Below are 18848 nucleotides of genomic sequence, written 5' to 3' on the forward strand. Positions count from 1 at the left end.
ACGGTGGGACACGAAGACCTCCGTGTGGTGCAGTCCTAGACAGCTCCACCACACCGGAGGTCTTCGCCTTTGATCAAGACCCCCGCGTCAACAACCTCGTGATCAATACAGCTAGGCCGACGCCGCCGCCTCACGCGCGTACGCCACCGCTTGACGGAGGGACAGCCCCGGCTCGGCCTGGCGCAGCTTCTTGATGGCTGCCACCGAATCCAACTGCCCCTTGTAGCCGGCCGCCGCGAGCCGCCGCCGCACCCAGCGGCTGCGTATCTCCGCGTCGGACACCGAGGCCGCCTCGGCGGCGAGCGCCAGGGCCCTCTCCAGCCCCGGGCGTTCGGCGACGGACGCGGTGTCGAGCGCGCGGCTGAGCAACTCGGTGATCTCCGGAGTGTCCCGCAGCACGAGCACGTCCATGTCCTGCTTCCCGATTCCGATCATGCGGGCAGCCTGCCCGGAACTCGTACCGCGAGCACAGGATTTGAGCCTTTTCAGCGGTTCGGCGAATCGCCCGTGGTTCAGCGCGCGGCGCCGGACTCGGCGCGTCGCGAGGCGGCCGCCCGTCCCAGCAGGGCGGGCAGCTCCGCGACCGGTGGCGGGGTTCCGCAGGCGGAGGCGACGACGACTTCCTCCAGTGCCTCCAGGTGGGCCCGGATCGACTCCGGGGGCAGGTACGCCGTGTCCGCGGTCAGCATGACGGCGAGTGTGCCCCGCTCCTCGGTGACGTGGACGCAGTAGCGGCAGCCCAGTTGGTCCTCGGTCGCCGGGAAGTCGAACTCCGACCGTTCCCGCGCCTTCCGGAGCTCCGCGGGCCCCGGCGGTGGGCCCGGGGCCGGCGGGCGCTCGTGGAAGCGCTGGTCGTTGTAGCAGCAGTAGGGGTGCACGGGTGCACCCCGCTCCCTGCCGACCCTCTCGCGCAGTGCCTCCCAGGCGACGGGGTCGTAGGAGGCCGCGCGGTAGCCGGCCATGGCGGCGTCCCAGCCCCGGGGCAGCAGGTCGGTGAAGAGCTCGGCCCCGGAAAGGTCGAGGAGGAACGGCGCGTCCTGGGACAGCATCGCCACCATGCCCTGCCGGTCCGTGGCGGTCCGGTTGCCGACGATGGGCATCATCGCCGCCACCTGGTGCCCGCCCTCGGCCGCGACGAGGGCGGCCATCCCCGTCATCAGGATCGTCGAGCCGCTGACCCGGTGTTCCGCGGCGAGTACGTCGGTCGCGGCGGCCAGCGCCCCGGAGACCAGGCGGCCGCTCCAGAACCGGGGTGCGCGCGGTTCGGCGACCTGACGGGGGAGCATCGTCGGCGGCATGGTCCGGTAGAAGGTCTCCCAGTGGGCCAGGGCCCGTTCGCTGCGGCGTACACCGGCGGGCGCGTGCTGGGCGGTGGCCAGGTCCAGCGGACCGGCCGGCGGTCGCGGGCCTGCGGAGCCCCGCCTGACCAGCAGCCGGAGGTCCCGTACGACGTGCTCGGCGCCCTGGCCGTCGGAGGCGAGGTGGCACAGGACTAGCGCCGCGTGGGTGACCCGCCCCTGATGGCACACGGCGGCGGCCCGCAGCGGCCACTCCCCCTCGTAGTCGAACCGGGTCGTCCTGAGTTCCTCCAGCAGGCGTGCCGCGGTGTCGGCGGTACGGTCCGGCCGGGGCTCCTCGACCACGGCGAGGCGCAGCCGCCCCGTGTCGGCCAGCGACTGGCAGGGGCCGTCGGGTCCCCGGCCGACCACGGTACGCAGGGCCTCGTGGCGGCCCATCAGGGCCGCGAGCGCGGAGGTGAGCGCGGGGAGTTCGGTGACCCGCCCCCGTTCGCCCAGGGGGAGGATGCGGCCGATGTTGAAGTAGACGTCGTTCGGCGCGGTCCTGGCGATGGCGTTCCACATGGCCCGCTGCCCCCAGGTGAGGGGTGCTGTTCCCGCGCGGTCGCCCGAGAAGTCCACCTCGATCACCCGGGCGTCCGCCAGGACGCTCATGGTGTCCGCCCCGCGTCCGGACCCAGGATCCGGGCCGTCAGGGTGTCCAGGCTCTCCGTGCGGAAGGACGGTCCGCCCAGGTCGAGTTCGATGCCGAACTCCTCCTCCAGCGCGTCCGCCAGCCGCAGGATCGCCAGTGAGCCGACCCCCAGTTCGAGGAGGGTGACATCGGCGTCGAGGATCTCGTCCGGTCCGATCTGCCCCTCGGTGGCGTCGCTGATCAGCCGGGCGACCCGGGTGCGGGTGTCCTCCGCGGACGGTGCGGCGGTCATCGCGGCCCCCGTTCCGCCAGGCCGTCGCGCAGGCTCAGTGGCCTGATGTCGGGCCAGACCTCGTCGACGTGGGCGGCGCACTCGTCCTCGGTCCCGCTGAATCCGTCGGGCCGCCATCCGGCGGGCGGCGGGGAGCCGGCGGGCCACAGGGCGTGCTGCTCCTCGTCGTTGACCACCACCTGGTAGCGGGCTGCTGTGGTCACTGGTTCTCCTCGCTGAGGTCGGTGGTACGGCCGGCCGCGAGGGCCCTGGAGGCCCCGGTGAAGCTCATGAGCCGGCGCCTTCCCCCGTGGCGCCGCCGGCGGCCAGGAGTCCGGCGGCCTCCTCCTCCGACAGCGCGTCGATCTCCGCGACGAGGGCCTCCTCGACGGCCTCGGCGAAGCTCTCGACGGTGCGGTGGGTGAAGAGGGTGCGCAGCGGGACGGTGAGCTCGGCGGAAGCGCGGATCCGGGCGATGACCCGGGTCGCGAGCAGCGAGTGGCCTCCGAGGTCGAAGAAGTCGTCCAGCGCCCCGACGCGGTCGATGCCGAGCACCTCGCGCCAGATGTCGGCGACGAGTTCCTCGGCCTCGGTCCTCGGGGCGACGTAGGCCTCGCGCAGTTCCGGGCGGTGGTCCGGGGCGGGGAGCGCCGCACGGTCGAGCTTGCCGTTGGGGGTGAGCGGCAGGCTGTCGAGGACGAGCAGCGCGTTGGGCACCAGGTGTCCGGGGAGCAGACCGGCCAGCGCGGTCCGGAGACCGGCCGGGGTCGGCTCGGGGGCCGGGGCCGTGGGCGAGAGGACGACGTAACCGACCAGGGTGTCGCCCCGGGCGACGACGGCCGCCTCGGCGACGCCCGGCTGCTTGAGCAGGGCCTCCTCGATCTCCCCCGGTTCGATCCGGTAACCGCGTACCTTGACCTGGCCGTCCAGGCGGCCGAGGAACTCCAGTGCGCCGTCGCGGCGTCGGCGGACGAGGTCGCCGGTGCGGTAGCGGCGGGATCCCGGCGGGCCGTAGGGGTCGGGGACGAAGGAGCGTGCGGTGGCTCCGGGGCGGCCGCCGTAGCCGTGGGCGACCCCGGGCCCGCCGATGACCAGCTCGCCGGGGGTCCCTGCCGGGACGGGTTCTCCGTACGGGTCGCAGACCGTCGCCGTGACGCCGCCGATGGGTGTCCCGATGGGCGGGCGGACCCGGGTGTCGGCCTCGCCGAGGTCCGCGGTCGTCGCGATGACCGTGGTCTCGGTCGGGCCGTAGGAGTTGACGACCCGTACGCGGTCGCCGAACCTCTCGCGCCAGGTGGCCACGGCCGCCGCCTGGACCTGGTCGGCGCCCAGGATCAGCAGCCGCAGGGCGGGGGGCCAGGCCACGGCGGACAGGTCGCCGACCAGCTGGTGCCAGTACGGGGTCGGCAGGTCCATGACGGTGATGCCGTGCGCGTGCTCGCGGGTGAGCTGGCCGGGCAGGTCCCCGTCGGCGTCGGCGACCACCAGCGTGGCTCCGGCCGACAGCGCCGGGAAGAGCTCCTCGGCGCAGGTGTCGAAGCTGAGGGAGGCGCAGTGCAGCACGGTGTCGTCCCGCGTGATCCCGTACCCCTCACGCATCCAGCGGACCCGCTCGGCGAGGGCGCGGTGGGGCACGAGCACGCCCTTGGGGGTGCCGGTGGAGCCCGAGGTGTGGACGACGTACGCGGTGTCCTCGGGGCCTGGCGCGTCGGGGTCCGGCCCGTCGGGACTGTCCGGCGGCCCGGGTTCGGCCACGTCCAGGATCCGTACGCCGTCCAGGGCCGGGGCGGCGTCTCCGGCGGCGTCCCGCGAGGTCAGGACGGTCCGGGCGCCGCTGTCCGCCACCATGAAGGCGAGCCGGGCGGCGGGATATCCGGGGTCGAGCGGCAGATAGGCGGCGCCCGCCCGCCAGGAGGCGAGCATGGCCACGACGGCCTGCGGGCCCCGGGGCAGCAGGATCCCGACGGTGTCGCCCCGCCGCACGCCCTCGGCGGCCAGCCGTCGCGCGAGCCCGCCCGACCGGGCCCAGAGGGAGGCGTAGTCGAGTGAGCCCGTGCTCCCCCGCAGCGCGGTGGCCTCGGGGTCGCGGTCCACGGCGTCGCGGATCGCGGCGAGCACGGTGGCGGGTCCCTCCGGGGTCGCCGGCCCCCGTCCCGCCTCCTCCAGGGCGGCGAGTTCCGCCGGGTTCTGCATGGGCAGCCGGTTGACGGGGGTGTCGGGGTCGGCCGCGGCGGCGCGCAGCAGGGTCTCGAACCAGTGGCCGAGCCGTGCCGTCCAGGCCGCGTCAAGGAGGTCGGTGCGGTAGCCGAAGACGGCGACGACGTCGTCGCCGTCCCGCCGCACGTCCAGGGTGAGGTCGAACTTGCAGGCCTCCATCCCCGGGTCCAGTTCGGTGCACCTGAGGTCGGCGAAGGGCGCGTCGTCCAGCAGGCCCGCGTCCTGGGTGTGGACGGTCAGCATCGTCTGGAACAGCGGGGTGCGCTCCGGGTCGCGGTCCAGCCGCAGCGATTCGGCGAGCTTCTCGAAGGGGATCCGTTCGTGGGTGAAGGCCCCGAGGGCGGCGCCGCGGACGCGCCGCAGGAGGCCGGCGAAGGTCGGTGCTCCGGACAGGTCGGACCGGAGCACCAGGGTGCGCGAGAAGTAGCCGATGATCTGTTCGGTGCCCTGGTCCCCCCGCCCGGCGGTGGGGACCCCGACGCAGAAGTCGTCCTGGCCGGTGACGCGGTGCAGCACCGCCTGGTAGGCGGCGAGCAGCACCATGAAGGGGGTGCATCTGCGGGTCCTGGCCAGCGCGTCCACGACGGGGCCCGCGCCGGTCAGCACCTGGGTGTGGAAGGCGCCGTGCGTGGACGGCCGCGCCGGCCGGGGGTGTTCCAGGGGAAGATCGAGTGCGGGGGCGTCGGCGAGGCGTTCCTGCCAATAGGCGAGGGACTCGCGTTCCTCGGGGCCGTCCTCCTCCTGCTCCCGGGCGGCCGCGTGCGCCAGGTAGGACGGGGGTGCGGGCAGGTCGGCGTCGCGTCCCGCCCGGTACGCGCCGTAGTGGGCGGCAAGTTCGTCCCTCAGGATGTTGAGGGACCAGCCGTCCGCGACGATGTGGTGCAGGACCACGCACAGGACGTGTTCGGTCTGCGCCGTGCGGATCAGTGAGACCCGCAGCAGGGGCCCTCGCCCGAGGTCGAAGCCACGGTTGGTGCGGGCGGCCAACTCGTCGGGCAGCCGGTGTCCTGACCCCCGCAGATCGAGGTGCTCGACGGGGACGGCGGCCGGGTCGGAGACGACGGCGAGCGGGCGCCCGTCCTCGTCGGGGAAGCGGGTCCGCAGCGTCTCGTGGCGGGCCACCACGGCATCGACGGCGGATCCCAGTACCGCCGGGTCCAGGGGACCGGTGAGCCGCAGCACGAGGGGGATGTTGTAGGAGGGGTCCCCGGGCTCCATCCGGTCGAGGAACCAGAGCCTCTTCTGGCCATGGGTCAGAACCGATCCGACAGCCGGCGTACTCATCGGGCTCCCTCTGCGTCCCCCGGAGGCCCGGTGCCCCGGGACGCCGCGTGACGATTCGTGCGGTCACGCCGAGCGGACGGAAGGCGGCGGGGCGCGGCCGCGCCGCACGATGCGCCGGGCCGCCCGGACGACGAATTCCGGCCATCTCACGGTCTCGAACGTGTGGATGCTATGAACACCTCACAGGCAAGTCAATGCAACGCACGCACACATCAACGGAGTTGAACACTCCGCACCGGGTGGAGCGCTCAACTCCGCCACACCTGAAGCGCCCATGGGCCCACCCCCTCCCCCGGCGCCGCCACGGTCCACGTCGAGCAGCCGGGCGTCTGCGTAGGGTCGGGGTATGACACTCGACCTCGACGCGTACCTCGCCCGCATCGGCCGGCCGGTGGAGGCGGACCCGCGCCCCACCGTGGAGGTACTGCGGTCCGTGCACCGCGCCCACATGCTGGGCATCCCGTTCGAGAATCTGGAGCCCCTCCTGGACGGCGCCCCGTCCCTCGCGGTCGCGGACCTGGAGGAGAAGATCGTCCGCGGTGGGCGCGGCGGCTACTGCTACGAGCAGAACACCCTGCTGGCCGCCGCCCTGACCCAGCTCGGCTTCCGGGTCACGCTGCTCGCCGCGCGGGTCGTGGTGGGCGCCGCCCCCGGCGACATCCGGCCCCGTACGCACATGCTGCTGCGGGTGGACGTCGAGGGAGAGGCCACCCCGTGGATCGCCGATGTGGGTTTCGGCTCGCACGGCGCCCTGCTGGAGCCGATCCCCCTGGTGGTGGACGCCGAACTGCTCGACACCCCGCGCCGCCACCGGCTGGTGCACGCCCCGCACGACGGGCCGCTGGAGCTGTGGGAGCTCCAGGCCGGCAAGGGCGGCTACTGGGAGCCGCAGTACGAGTTCACCCTGGAGCCCTTCGAGGCCCCGGACTTCGACGTGATCAACTGGCACATCGCGACGAACCCGCGCTCCCCCTTCCGGCAGGCGGTGTACGCCCAGCGCACCCGGCCGGGACGGCACCTGGCCCTGTCGGGGCGGACGCTGACCGTGACCGCCGACGACGGCACGGTCGAGGAGCGGGAGCTGTCAGGTCCGGAGGAGGTGCTGCGGGTGCTGGCCGAGGACTTCGGCGTACGCCTTCCCGGGGGGACGGTCCTGCCGGGCTGAGCGGAGCGGCCCCCTCCGCGAGGGGCGCGCGCCCGGCGGAGGCGCCCCCGCGTGGCGCATCTCACCCGTCCCGGGCCGCACGCCCGCATTCCAAGCCGCGGCGCCGCCCCGACCGGACGTTCCCACGGTCCGGGCCCGGGGCGGCATGCCGATGGAAGAGCCGACGGACCTCCGGGCGCCCACGGAGGGAGCAACCGGAGGCCGACCCGGGGGCACCGCGCGAAACACGGCCGTAAGCTCGCAGACATGCAGGTCATCCAGTCCACGAAGCTCGCCGGCGTCTGTTACGAAATCCGCGGCCCCGTCCTCGAGGAAGCGATGCGGCTCGAAACCGCAGGCCATCGCATCCTCAAGCTGAACACGGGCAACCCGGCGGCCTTCGGTTTCGAGTGCCCGCCGGAGATCCTCGAGGACATCCTGCGCAACCTCTCCGGAGCGCACGGATACGGCGACGCCAAGGGCCTGCTCTCCGCGCGCCGCGCTGTGATGCAGCACTACCAGACCAAGGGGATCGACCTCGACGTCGAGGACATCTACCTCGGCAACGGCGTCTCCGAGCTGATCCAGATGTCGATGCAGGCGCTGCTGGACGACGGCGACGAGGTCCTCGTCCCCGCACCGGACTACCCGCTGTGGACCGCGTCGGTCTCGCTGGCCGGCGGTACGGCGGTGCACTACCGGTGCGACGAGCAGGCCGACTGGATGCCCGACCTCGCCGACATCGAGCGGAAGATCACCGACCGCACCAAGGCGATCGTGATCATCAACCCGAACAACCCCACGGGCGCGGTCTACGACGACGAGATGCTGCGCGGGCTGACGGAGATCGCCCGCCGCCACAACCTGGTCGTCTGCTCGGACGAGATCTACGACCGGATCCTCTACGACGGTGCGACGCACACCCCGACGGCCGCCATCGCCCCGGACCTCATGGTGCTCACCTTCAACGGGCTCTCCAAGAACTACCGGATCGCGGGATACCGCTCCGGCTGGCTGGCGGTCTGCGGGCCAAAGGCGCACGCCTCCTCGTACATCGAGGGTCTGACGGTCCTGGCCAACATGCGGCTGTGCGCCAACATGCCCGCCCAGCACGCGGTCGCCACCGCGCTCGGCGGACGGCAGTCGATCAACGAGCTGGTGCTTCCGGGCGGCCGGATCCTGGAGCAGCGCGACGTCGCGTACGACCTGCTGACCCAGATCCCCGGGGTGACGTGCGTGAAGCCGAAGGGGGCGCTGTATCTCTTCCCGAGGCTCGACCCCAAGGTCTTCAAGATCAAGGACGACCGGCAGATGGTCCTCGACCTGCTCCGGGCCGAGAAGATCATGGTGGTGCAGGGCACGGGCTTCAACTGGCCCGACCCCGATCACTTCCGGGTGGTCACCCTGCCTCCGGTCCAGGACCTGACGGACGCGGTGACCCGCATCGGAAACTTCCTAGACGGCTACAGCCAGCCCTGATCGGACCGAGATTCCGGACCCGAGGCAACTTTAGACACGATCCAAGATAGGATGGGCTTACTGCATCATCAGGAGGCCCTCCATGTACGAGCCGATCCGCACCAAGTCGGTCCACACATCGGCCGACGACGCCGATTTCCCGCACCGCAGCCGTGAGGACGAGCTGGACATCCAGCTCGCCGGCCACCTCGCGGCCCTGCTCGCCGTCACGGACGAACTGGGCCTCACCGCCCAGGGCGACCGCATCGCCGAGCAGGTGGCCAGACTCCGCTCGACTCCCCCCGCCCGTCACGCCGGACGGAGCGAGGCGCCCGCGGCCACCCTGCACCGCCGCGCCCACGCGCTCGCCGGCCGGGCCCTCGTGGTGGCCGCGTCCCGTGCCGACACCGCCGTGGCGATCCTGGCGGCGGAGACCATGGACACCCACACCGCGGCCCTGGCCGCATCGCCCACCAGGCCGGCCGCCCTGGTCGGCGCCCCCTGACGGCCCCGGTCCACGGGTCGCCGCGATCCGTGGACCGGGTGCCAACCACCCTCCGAACCGCTCCTCCGGGAGAAAGTGCGGCACCCGGAGCCATGAGGGGGCTCCGGGTGCCGCGCCGCGGTGGGCCGCCCGGACCCCACAGGTCAGGGCGGAAGTCGTGACGGCCCGCCCGCGGGGACCGGGAGGGCTCAGCCCAGGCGCCGGACCAGCGCGCGGTACTCGTCCCACAGCTCCTTCGGGGTGTGGTCGCCGAAGGTGTTCAGGTGCTCGGGGATCAGCGCGGCCTCCTCGCGCCAGACCTCCTTGTCCACGGTGAGCAGGAAGTCGAGGTCGGACTCCGAGAGGTCCAGGCCCGCGGTGTCGATCGACCCCTTGGCCGGCAGGATGCCGATCGGGCTCTCGACGCCTTCCGCCTTGCCCTCCAGGCGCTCGACGATCCACTTGAGGACGCGGCTGTTCTCACCGAAGCCGGGCCAGACGAACTTGCCCGCGTCGTTCTTGCGGAACCAGTTCACGTAGTAGATCTTCGGCAGCTTCGACTGGTCGGCCTTGTCGGCACCGACCTCGACCCAGTGCTTCATGTAGTCGCCCATGTTGTAGCCGCAGAACGGCAGCATGGCGAACGGGTCGCGGCGCAGCTCGCCGACCTTGCCCTCGGCGGCGGCGGTCTTCTCGGAGGCGACGTTCGCGCCCAGGAAGACGCCGTGCTGCCAGTTGAACGACTCGGTGACCAGCGGGACGGCGGAGGCGCGGCGGCCGCCGAAGAGGATGGCCGAGATCGGCACGCCCTTCGGGTCCTCCCACTCGGGCGCGATGATCGGGCACTGCCCGGCCGGGACGGTGAAGCGGGCGTTGGGGTGGGCCGCGGGCGTGCCGGACTCGGGGGTCCAGTCGTTGCCCTTCCAGTCCGTGAGGTGCGCGGGGCTCTCCTCGGTCATGCCCTCCCACCACACGTCACCGTCGTCGGTGAGCGCCACGTTGGTGAAGACGGAGTTGCCCCACATGGTCTTCATCGCGTTGGCGTTGGTGTGCTCGCCGGTGCCGGGCGCGACACCGAAGAACCCGGCCTCGGGGTTGATGGCGTACAGCCGGCCGTCCTCGCCGAACCGCATCCAGGCGATGTCGTCACCGATGGTCTCGACCGTCCAGCCGGAGATCGTGGGCTCCAGCATGGCCAGGTTGGTCTTGCCGCAGGCGCTGGGGAACGCGGCGGCGACGTACTTCGACTCACCGTGCGGCGGCGTGAGCTTGAGGATGAGCATGTGCTCGGCGAGCCAGCCCTCGTCCCGCGCCATGACCGAGGCGATGCGCAGCGCGTAGCACTTCTTGCCGAGCAGGGCGTTGCCGCCGTAGCCGGAACCGAAGGACCAGATCTCGCGGTCCTCGGGGAAGTGCGAGATGTACTTGGTGGAGTTGCAGGGCCACGGGACGTCGGCCTCGCCCTCGGCCAGGGGGGCGCCGAGGGTGTGGACGGCCTTGACGAAGAAGCCGTCGGCTCCGAGCTCGTCCAGGACCTCCTGGCCCATGCGCGTCATCGTCCGCATGGAGACGGCGACGTACGCGGAGTCGGTGATCTCCACTCCGATCGCGGAGAGCGGCGAGCCGACGGGGCCCATGCAGAACGGGACGACGTACATCGTGCGGCCGCGCATGGAGCCGCGGAAGACGCCGTTCTCCCCCGCGAAGATCTCCCGCATCTCGGCGGGCGCCTTCCAGTGGTTGGTGGGGCCCGCGTCCTCCTCCTTCTCGGAGCAGATGTAGGTCCGGTCCTCGACGCGGGCGACATCGCTCGGGTCGGAGGCGGCGTAGTAGGAGTTGGGACGCTTGACCGGGTCGAGTTCCGTGAAGGTGCCCTTGGCGACGAGCTCCCCGCACAGGCGCTCGTACTCGGCCTCCGAGCCGTCGCACCAGACCACGCGGTCCGGCTGCGTGAGGGCGGCGATCTCGTCGACCCAGGAGACGAGCTCCTGGTGGCGAGTGGGGACAGTGAGGGGAGCCGCGATGTCTCGCGCCACGATCGCTCCTTGTGAAGAGGGTGTGTTGTCCGGCCCCGTGGGGGCTGCGGCCCGGATGCTGACCCCTTCGTTTCCCCAGGCGCTCATCCGGTGCCGACCGCACTCATTTGATCATCCGACCATCTTGCCCATCTGTCCAGAGGGCCGCACACGTGAGCATCGCCACTCGAATCGGTTACCTACGGAAGCGTAGGTAGCATGCCGATATGACTTCAGAGACCGCCGCGTCCGGACCCGTCGAGCTCACGGACCCCGTCCCGGTCAAGCCACGGATGCGCGGCTGGCTCCACGCCGGCATGTTCCCCGCGGTGGTCGTCGCCGGGATCACGCTGATCGCGCTCACCGACAGCACCCGGGCACGGATCGCCTGCGCCGTGTACATACTCAGCGCCTGCCTGCTCTTCGGGGTGAGCGCCGTCTACCACCGCGGGACCTGGGGCCCCCGGGGCGAGGCCGTGCTGCGCCGGCTCGACCACGCGAACATCTTCCTGATCATCGCGGGCACCTACACGCCGCTGACCCTCCTGCTGCTGCCGGAGTCCACGAGCCAGCCGCTCATGTGGGCGGTCTGGGGTGCCGCGGCGGCGGGCATCGCCTTCCGGGTGTTCTGGGTCGGCGCCCCGCGCTGGCTCTACACCCCGTGCTACATCGCCATGGGCTGGGCTGCGGTGTTCTTCCTGCCGGACTTCATGCGCGCCGGGGGCATCGCGGTGCTGGTCCTGGTCGTCGTCGGCGGCCTGCTCTACAGCGCCGGGGGTGTGATCTACGGCCTGAAGCGCCCGAACCCCTCACCGCGCCTCTTCGGCTTCCACGAGGTGTTCCACTCGCTGACCCTCGCGGCGTTCATCGTGCACTACGTGGGCATCTCGCTGGTCGCCTACCAGCACTGAGACCCCGGAACCCGTGCGGGCCGCCCCTTCGGAGGGGCGGCCCGCAGCCGTTCTCAGCCGCCCAGCTTCACGGCCAGCTCCGCCGGGTCGACCGTGGGCGCGTCGCACACGAAGTGCCGGCAGACGTACGCCGTGGGCTCGCCGCCCACCAGCGGCCGGTCCACCAGCAGCGGGAACTCGGTCCCGGCGTCCGCCCTCTCCCCGGCCGCGACGACCGCGCCCGGGGCGCGCCCCAGCAGCGCCGTCCGGTGCAGTTCCCCGCCGACCGGCCCGGCGACGGCCACCTCACGGGGGCCGTCCAGCAGCGCCTCGGCGACCGCCAGCCCCCAGCCGATGAAGCGGGGAGCCTTCGGTCCCAAGGCGCCCACGATCCCGAGGGCACCTTCCGCCGCCGTGCGGTGGGCCTCCGATCCGGTGTGCGCGGCGTAGGAGAGCAGTGCTCCGGCGGCGGCCGTCCAGCCGGCCGGGGTCGCGCTGTCGGTGGGGTCCTGCGGGCGCCGGATCAGCTGCTCGGCGTCGTCGGCGGTGTCGTACAGCTGCCCGCCCTCACCGGTGAACCGCTCCAGCACGATGTCGAGCAGGAAGCCGGCGAAGTCCAGCCAGGCGCCCTCGCCGGTGACCGAGGCCAGCGCGAGGAAGCCCTCGGCGACGTCACCGTAGTCCTCCAGGACACCGACGCTGTCGCCCGCGACGCCGTCCCTGGAGGTGCGGCAGAGGCGGGCGGTGTCGCCCATGTGCACCCGCACCAGCAGGTCGGCGGCCTCGGTGGCCCGCTCGACGAGATCCGGCCGGTCGAAGTACGCCCCGGTCTCCGCGAGCGCGGCGACGGCCAGGCCGTTCCACGCGGCGACGATCTTGTCGTCGCGCTCGGGGCGCACCCGCTGCTCACGCGCGGCCAGCAGCCTCGCCCGTACGTCGGCGACCCTCGCCGGGTCCTCATCCGCCGTTCCCGTGAACCGCAGTACGGAGGATCCCTCCTCGAAGGTGCCATCCTCGGTCACCCCGAAGTACGCGGCGGCGAACGCGCCGTCCTCCTCGCCGAGCACCTCACGCAGCTGGTCGGGGGTCCAGACGTAGAACGCGCCCTCGACGTGCTTACCGGTGGCGTCCGCGCTGTCCGCGTCCAGCGCGGAGGCGTAACCGCCCTCGGCGGTCCGCAGCTCACGCACCATGAAGTCGGCGGTCTCCAGCGCGACCCTGCGGGCCAGGTCCGAGCCGGTGGCCCGCCAGAGATGGGCGTAGACGCGACAGAGCAGGGCGTTATCGTAGAGCATCTTCTCGAAGTGCGGGACCACCCACTCCCGGTCCACCGAGTAGCGGGCGAACCCGCCCGCGAGCTGGTCGTAGATCCCGCCGCGCGCCATGGCGGCACAGCTGTCGGCGGCCATCTGCAGGGCGCCCTCGGCGCCGGTGCGGGCGTGGTGGCGCAGCAGGAACTCGATGACCATGGACGGCGGGAACTTGGGCGCGCCCCCGAAGCCGCCGTGCTTCTCGTCGTAGTCCCGGGTCAGCCCGAGCAGCGCCTGTGCCAGCTCCTGTTCGCCGGGGAGCCCCCCTCCCTCGACGGCCAGCGACCGTCCCGCGAGATCGCGGACGATGCGCCCGGCCACCTCGGCGACCTCCTCGCGGCGGTCCCCCCATGCGGCCGTGACCCCTTCGAGGACCTGGTGGAACGAGGGCATGCCGTGGCGCGACTCCGGCGGGAAGTAGGTACCGAAGTAGAACGGCTCGCGCTCGGGCGTGAGGAAGACGGTCATCGGCCAGCCGCCCTGGCCGGTGGCGGCCTGCACGGCCTCCATGTAGACGGCGTCGACGTCGGGCCGCTCCTCGCGGTCGACCTTCACCGGCACGAAGTGGGCGTTGAGGTAGTCGGCGAGCTCCGGATCCTCGAAGGACTCGTGTGCCATGACGTGGCACCAGTGGCAGGAGGCGTATCCGACGCTGAGCAGCACGGGCACATCCCGCTTCCTGGCCTCCTCGAACGCCTCGGGCGACCAGGGCCACCAGTCGACGGGATTGTCGGCGTGCTGGAGCAGGTACGGGGAGGTGGTCTGCGCAAGTCGGTTGGCCATGCGCCCCATCCTCGCGCACCCGTATCCGCGACGCGGCTGCGCCACGGGGCGCGGTGCGAACGGGCAGGTGGCACGGGTGGGCACTGCTGATACCGGGCAGCGCGGCAGAGCCGGACAGTAGGCTGGCTCCAGCAGCACCGGGACTGCTGAGGCTCCTCGAAGGAGGCACACCATGACCACCGAGATGGTGGCGCCCGCGTGGATGCACACCCAGATCAGCGCGGAGCAGTACGACTCCTGGACCGAGGAGCAGTGCGCCGGCATCGAGATCGTGGACGGGATGGTCGTCGTAAGCCCGAGCGCTTCCAAGCGCCACAACCGGCTGGCCCGCATCCTGGCCAACGCCCTGGACGCAGCTGCGGGCCCGGACTGGAACGCGGACACGGACTTCGATATCCGCCTGCAGGACGTTCCCCTCACCAACCGCCGTCCGGACGTCACCGTGTACCGGGCGGAGACCATCGACGTCACACCCACCCGCCCCGAGCATGTACTCCTGGTCGTCGAGGTGGTGTCGCCCGGCTCGGAGACAACGGACCGGATCGTGAAGGTGGACCAGTACGCCAAGGCGGGCATCCCCTTCTACTGGCGCATCGAGCAGGCTGCCACCGGTGTCCCGATCATCTATACGTACGTCCTCGACCCTGCCACCAAGGCCTACCGGGACGGCGAGGTGTTCACCGGAACCGTGAAGGCCGCCGCACCCTTCTCCATCACGGTGGATCTTGGGGACATGTAGAGAACGGAAAAGTCGCCGCGCACAGCGCTGCTGCGCGAAAGCGAGTCCGGCCCGGCAGAGGGGAAGCCTTGGCGCCACCACGTGCGAGCGTTGGCGGCAGATCCACTGCCCTGTGCCGGCAAGGGTGAACCGGTTCCACGGCGGAGCCGCCGCCTGTCTGCCCGGCAGTGGACGTTCGACGGCGACAGGCTGACCTGGCAGCGGTGAATACCGGCCCGCAGCATCAGCAAGCCCGGAGGGAGCGCCGGCTGTCCGGGCTGCTCCTCCGCTGGAGACCGACGATCGCCACCCCGTTCACCGGCAGCCCGAACGCGGCCCGCCGCACCGGCACCAGTTCCAGCGGCGGCCCCAGTCCACAGCGGCAGGACCGGTCACCGGGCCCCTGCCGCAGCCGCCCGCCCGCCGTCTCGGTGTCGGCAACCTCGGGGGCGCCGGTGGCGACCCAGAGGACGTCAGATCCTCTCCCCACCCCGACAAGAGGTCGCCCGATGTTCCGATCCCCCCGCGGACCCCTCTCCGCCAAGCTGGCCGGCGCGCTTCTGGCCGCGGCGCTCGCCGCGACCGGCGGCATCGTGCAGCAGACCGCGGGCGCCGCCGAGGGCGCGCCTGCCCTGTCCGGCGCCAGTGCCGTAAGCGCGCTTGCCGCCGCACGTGTCGCGGAGCGCTTGGACCGGGGACCGGTCGCCGTGCCCGCGAGCGGCGGAATCCTGGTCACCTGGCGGATGCTCGGCGACGACCCCTCGGACGTTTCCTTCAAGCTGTACCGGGGCTCCACCCTGATCTCCACGACGACGAAGACCAACTTCCTCGATACCAGCGGCAGTTCCTCGGCCACGTACGAGATCCGGGCGATCGTGAACGGAGTCGAGCAGCCGGGTGAGAAGGCGGCCGTCTGGTCCGCGGGCCGACGCGACATCCCGCTGCAGAAGCCGGCAGGCGGGACGACCCGTGACGGGGTCGCGTACACCTACGCGGCCAACGACGCCTCGGCGGCCGACCTGGACGGCGACGGCCAGTACGAGCTCGTGCTCAAGTGGGTGCCGTCGAACGCCACCGACGTCGCCAACTCCGGCACCTGCACCGGCCCGACCGTCTTCGACGCCTACGAGCTCGACGGCACCCGGCTCTGGCGGGTGAACCTCGGCACCAACATCCGCAGCGGCTCGCACTACGACTCGTTCCAGGTGTACGACTACGACGGCGACGGCAGGGCCGAGATGGCCGTCCGCACCTCGGACGGCTCGAAGGACTCCGCGGGCACGGTCATCGGCAGCGCGACCGCCTCGCACCTCGCCGACAACTGCGCGGTGCTCAGCGGCCCCGAGTTCCTGTCGGTGTTCGACGGCAGGACCGGCCGGGTCATGGACTCGGTGCCCTTCGAGCCGGCGCGCGGCTCCGTGGCCGACTGGGGCGACACCTGGGGCAACCGTGAGGGGCGGCTGCTGTCCGCCACCGCCTACGTCAACGGCTCCACACCCAGCATGATCTTCAGCCGCGGGATCTACGAGCGGATCGCGATCGCCGCGTGGGACTGGAACGGGACCGATCTGGTCCGCCGCTGGAAGTTCGACACCAACGCGTCGACGAACTACGGCAAGGGCTACGACCAGCAGGGCAACCACAACCTCGCCGTGGCCGATGTGGACGCGGACGGCCGCGACGAGGTCGTCTACGGTGCGATGGCGGTGGACGACAACGGCAGCGGCCTGTGGACCACGAAGCTCGGACACGGTGACGCGCTGCACGTCGGGGACCTGAACCCGGCACGTCCGGGGCTGGAGTCGTTCAACGTCCACGAGCACACCGACTCGGCCTACGGTTTCGAGATGCACGACGCGCGGACCGGCCAGATCCTGTGGGGCGCGAAGACCGGCACCGATGTCGGGCGGGGCATCTGCGCCGACCTGACCAACGCCTACGCGGGCGCCGAGTGCTGGTCGAGCGGCGGCGGGCTGTACGCCGCCGACGGCAGGGCGATCAGCAGCGCCGTCCCGACGTTCGGCGGCGCCGCCTCGTACAACTCGGCGATCTGGTGGGACGGCGACGCCAACCGTGAGCTGCTGGACCACCGCTGGTCGGGTACGGCGGGCTCCGGCTACGGGCAGGTCCTCAAGTACACCGGCTCCACCGAGCTCAGCCGCATCTGGTACGACCAGGCCGCCCGCTCCGACAACTGGACCAAGGGCAACCCGACGCTCTCCGCCGACCTGCTCGGCGACTGGCGCGAAGAGATGATCTGGCGCAACGAGGACTCCACCGCACTGCGCCTCTACACCACCCCGCACCCGACCGAGTACCGGTTGCCCACCCTGATGAGTGACCCGGTCTACCGGCTGGGCGTCGCCTCGCAGAACACCGGCTACAACCAGCCGCCGCAGGTCAGCTACTACCTCGGTACGAAGTAGTACGCCGGGAGACGGACGAGCCCGCCGCCCCGGTCACCCGGCGCGTCGCGTCGCGCGCAGCACGACGTCGTGGACGTGGTGGGTGCTGGCCGCGCCGGCGGGACGCTCCCGGGTGTCGTGGGTCTCGACCTGCCAGGTGCCGGGGTCGGCGGCGAGGGCGGCGGCGACCTCGTCGACCCCGACGAACGCCTCGGGGTCGTACATCCGGGTCTCGGTCGCCACGTCCACCGGATCACGCAGGGGGCTGAGGTCGTGGTGCACGACCAGGAGGGTGCCGCCGGGGGCGACGGCGGCGAGGAGGCTGTGCAGGGCGCGCCGGTCGGGGGTGCGCTTGAACGAGCCGTACTGCAGGGACACCAGGTCGAAGGTGTCGGTACCGAAGGGCGCGGGGTCGTTGGCGTCGCTCCGTACGAGAGTGACGGCGAGCCCGCGGTGTTCGGCCTCGGCGCGCACCCGGTCGAGGGCGTTGCCGGAGATGTCGGTGGCGGTGACCTTCCAGCCGTGCTCGGCCAGCCAGAGGGCGTCGGCGCCCTCACCGGTGCCGACGTCCAGGGCGCGGCCCGGCGCCAGGGCGGTGGCCTCGTGGACGAGCGTGCCGTTGGGGTTGCCGCTCCACGCCCGGTCGGGGCCGCCGTAGCGGTGGTCCCAGTCGGCCTCCTCACCCGAGCGCCGGACGGCGGCGCGCAGGTCCTCGTCGGCGAGACTGAAGGCGATCATCGCGCCGACCTGGCTGCCCTGGGCGGCCGAGGGCAGCACCTGCAGGCTCGGGTCGGTGACGTTGCCGGCCGCGTAGATCCCCGGCACGGAGGTCTCGCCGCGCGGATCGACCGCGAGGACGTCGCCGGCACCGGTCGGGTGCGCGGTGGTGGTGAGCCCGACGCCCGTCAGCACGTCGGCGCGGGCCCGGAACCGCGAGCCGACCACGACGGCGTCGGCCTCCAGCACCCGTCCGTCGCCGAGTTCGACCCCGGACACCTCGCCGTCGGCACCGGTGAGGACCCGGCGGACCTCGGCGCGCTCGACGGTGACCCCGGAGGCGGCGAGCGCGTCGACGGCCGTCTCGTCGACCCCCGTCGGGTCGTGCAGGATCACGGTCAGCCGGTCGGTCAGGTGCCGGAACAGGGGCGTCGGGTGGAGACCGAGGGGGTGCGTGACGATCTGGACCAGGCGCTGGTCGCGTACCTCGAAGCCGTGGCAGAACGGGCAGTGGACCGCACCTCGCCCCCACTGCTCGGCGAGGCCGTCGATGGCGGGGAGTTCGTCGGACAGGCCGGTCGCGGCGAGAACGCGGCGCGCCACCAGGGTGTGTCCACCGGTGAGGTCGAGCCGGAACCGGCCGTCGTCGCGGCGGTGCACCCCCAGCACCCGGCCGGTGAGCACCTCGCCGCCGTAGGAGCGCACCTCCGCGCGCCCGATCTCCATCAGTTCGCCGGGGGCGGCCCCTTCGTGCCCCAGGTAGCCGTGCATGTGCGCGGCCGGCGCGTTGCGCGGTGTGCCGTCGTCGACCACGACGACGCCGCGTCGCTGGCGGGAGAGCTGCAGGGCGGCGGCAAGGCCGGCGGCGGAGCCGCCGATCACGGCGACGTCGCAGTGCCGTTCCATGGTGGGGTGATGGCCGTGGCCGACCTGCTCGGCAGGCTCGGACGGCGCCGGGTGCGGGGTGTGTGCGGAGTGCTCGCTCATGGGGACGACGCTACCGAGCCCCGCGCTTTCCGCAAGGAAACTTGCCGAACCGGCAAGCGGGCCCATAAGGCCGGGGGGCGCCGGATTCGCGAGCCGCGCGAGCTGTCGGGGCCGCACACGGCGAGCCCGCCCTCCCGTTCCGTCACCGCGACGCCCGGACCAGGAAGCGGAATAAGGGGTTCCCTTACGTGCCCTCTACAGCTAACGTCTGTGCTCATGACAGATCAGGGCGT

15 protein-coding genes are annotated in these 18848 nt (G+C 72.2%); 6 read left to right on the forward strand and 9 right to left on the reverse strand.

Annotation, left to right across the window (positions count from 1 at the left end):
* Nucleotides 1-111 precede the first annotated feature (111 nt).
* The 5 genes from ACGFNN_RS33195 to ACGFNN_RS33215 form a co-directional block, all read right to left on the reverse strand.
* Entirely contained in the window at nt 112-435 is a 324-nt protein-coding gene (locus ACGFNN_RS33195) for a hypothetical protein (RefSeq protein ID WP_393561572.1), read from the reverse strand.
* Nucleotides 436-512: 77 nt separating this feature from the next.
* Entirely contained in the window at nt 513-1952 is a 1440-nt protein-coding gene (locus ACGFNN_RS33200) for a condensation domain-containing protein (RefSeq protein WP_393561574.1), read from the reverse strand.
* Nucleotides 1949-2224 carry a phosphopantetheine-binding protein gene (locus tag ACGFNN_RS33205; protein ID WP_362538943.1) on the reverse strand — a complete coding sequence of 92 codons (276 nt, stop codon included), beginning with the start codon at nt 2222-2224 and terminating at the stop codon, nt 1949-1951. The genes ACGFNN_RS33200 and ACGFNN_RS33205 overlap by 4 nt, the downstream gene beginning before the upstream one ends.
* The gene (locus ACGFNN_RS33210) at nt 2221-2427 is read right to left on the reverse strand and encodes an MbtH family protein (RefSeq protein WP_393561577.1); all 207 of its coding nucleotides are present in this window, start codon (nt 2425-2427) and stop codon (nt 2221-2223) included. The genes ACGFNN_RS33205 and ACGFNN_RS33210 overlap by 4 nt, the downstream gene beginning before the upstream one ends.
* Nucleotides 2428-2491: 64 nt before the next feature.
* Nucleotides 2492-5704, reverse strand: coding sequence for an amino acid adenylation domain-containing protein (locus ACGFNN_RS33215; RefSeq protein ID WP_393561579.1), 3213 nt, complete (start codon nt 5702-5704; stop codon nt 2492-2494).
* Nucleotides 5705-6050: 346 nt separating this feature from the next.
* On the opposite strand from ACGFNN_RS33215, the gene ACGFNN_RS33220 reads away from it, so the two are divergent.
* The 3 genes from ACGFNN_RS33220 (at nt 6051) to ACGFNN_RS33230 (ending at nt 8811) form a co-directional block, all read left to right on the forward strand.
* Nucleotides 6051-6869, forward strand: coding sequence for an arylamine N-acetyltransferase (locus ACGFNN_RS33220; protein ID WP_393561581.1), 819 nt, complete (start codon nt 6051-6053; stop codon nt 6867-6869).
* Nucleotides 6870-7115: 246 nt separating this feature from the next.
* Nucleotides 7116-8327 carry a pyridoxal phosphate-dependent aminotransferase gene (locus ACGFNN_RS33225; protein ID WP_362538935.1) on the forward strand — a complete coding sequence of 404 codons (1212 nt, stop codon included), beginning with the start codon at nt 7116-7118 and terminating at the stop codon, nt 8325-8327.
* Between the two features lie 82 nt (nt 8328-8409).
* Nucleotides 8410-8811: a hypothetical protein gene (locus ACGFNN_RS33230; protein WP_393561583.1), complete on the forward strand. Its 402-nt coding sequence runs from the start codon at nt 8410-8412 to the stop codon at nt 8809-8811.
* A gap of 188 nt (nt 8812-8999) precedes the next feature.
* Here the strand turns inward: ACGFNN_RS33230 and ACGFNN_RS33235 are convergent, their stop codons facing one another.
* Nucleotides 9000-10826, reverse strand: coding sequence for a phosphoenolpyruvate carboxykinase (GTP) (locus ACGFNN_RS33235; protein WP_393561585.1), 1827 nt, complete (start codon nt 10824-10826; stop codon nt 9000-9002).
* Nucleotides 10827-11032: 206 nt separating this feature from the next.
* Between ACGFNN_RS33235 and ACGFNN_RS33240 the strand changes: the two genes are divergently transcribed.
* Nucleotides 11033-11716, forward strand: a complete 684-nt coding sequence (locus tag ACGFNN_RS33240; protein WP_362538929.1) for a hemolysin III family protein — start codon at nt 11033-11035, stop codon at nt 11714-11716.
* Between the two features lie 53 nt (nt 11717-11769).
* Here the strand turns inward: ACGFNN_RS33240 and ACGFNN_RS33245 are convergent, their stop codons facing one another.
* A complete protein-coding gene (locus tag ACGFNN_RS33245) occupies nt 11770-13788 on the reverse strand; it encodes a thioredoxin domain-containing protein (RefSeq protein WP_393561587.1) in 2019 nt (672 codons plus the stop codon).
* Between the two features lie 172 nt (nt 13789-13960).
* Between ACGFNN_RS33245 and ACGFNN_RS33250 the strand changes: the two genes are divergently transcribed.
* Nucleotides 13961-14527 (forward strand): Uma2 family endonuclease, encoded by a 567-nt coding sequence (locus tag ACGFNN_RS33250; RefSeq protein WP_393561589.1) that lies wholly within the window; start codon nt 13961-13963, stop codon nt 14525-14527.
* Nucleotides 14528-14750: 223 nt separating this feature from the next.
* On the opposite strand, the gene ACGFNN_RS33255 is transcribed toward ACGFNN_RS33250, so the two are convergent.
* A complete protein-coding gene (locus ACGFNN_RS33255) occupies nt 14751-14996 on the reverse strand; it encodes a hypothetical protein (protein ID WP_393561591.1) in 246 nt (81 codons plus the stop codon).
* 19 nt (nt 14997-15015) lie between these two features.
* Here ACGFNN_RS33255 and ACGFNN_RS33260 point away from each other — a divergent pair, with 19 nt between their 5' ends.
* Complete coding sequence (locus ACGFNN_RS33260) at nt 15016-16932, forward strand: rhamnogalacturonan lyase (protein ID WP_393561593.1); 1917 nt, start codon at nt 15016-15018, stop codon at nt 16930-16932.
* 33 nt (nt 16933-16965) lie between these two features.
* Here ACGFNN_RS33260 and ACGFNN_RS33265 read toward each other — a convergent pair whose 3' ends face one another.
* On the reverse strand, nt 16966-18615 hold the full coding sequence (locus ACGFNN_RS33265; protein ID WP_393561595.1) for an FAD-dependent oxidoreductase: 1650 nt from the start codon (nt 18613-18615) through the stop codon (nt 16966-16968).
* Nucleotides 18616-18848: the final 233 nt, after the last annotated feature.

It is taken from the genome of Streptomyces sp. NPDC048590 (assembly GCF_043199535.1).
Lineage (GTDB): Bacteria > Actinomycetota > Actinomycetes > Streptomycetales > Streptomycetaceae > Streptomyces.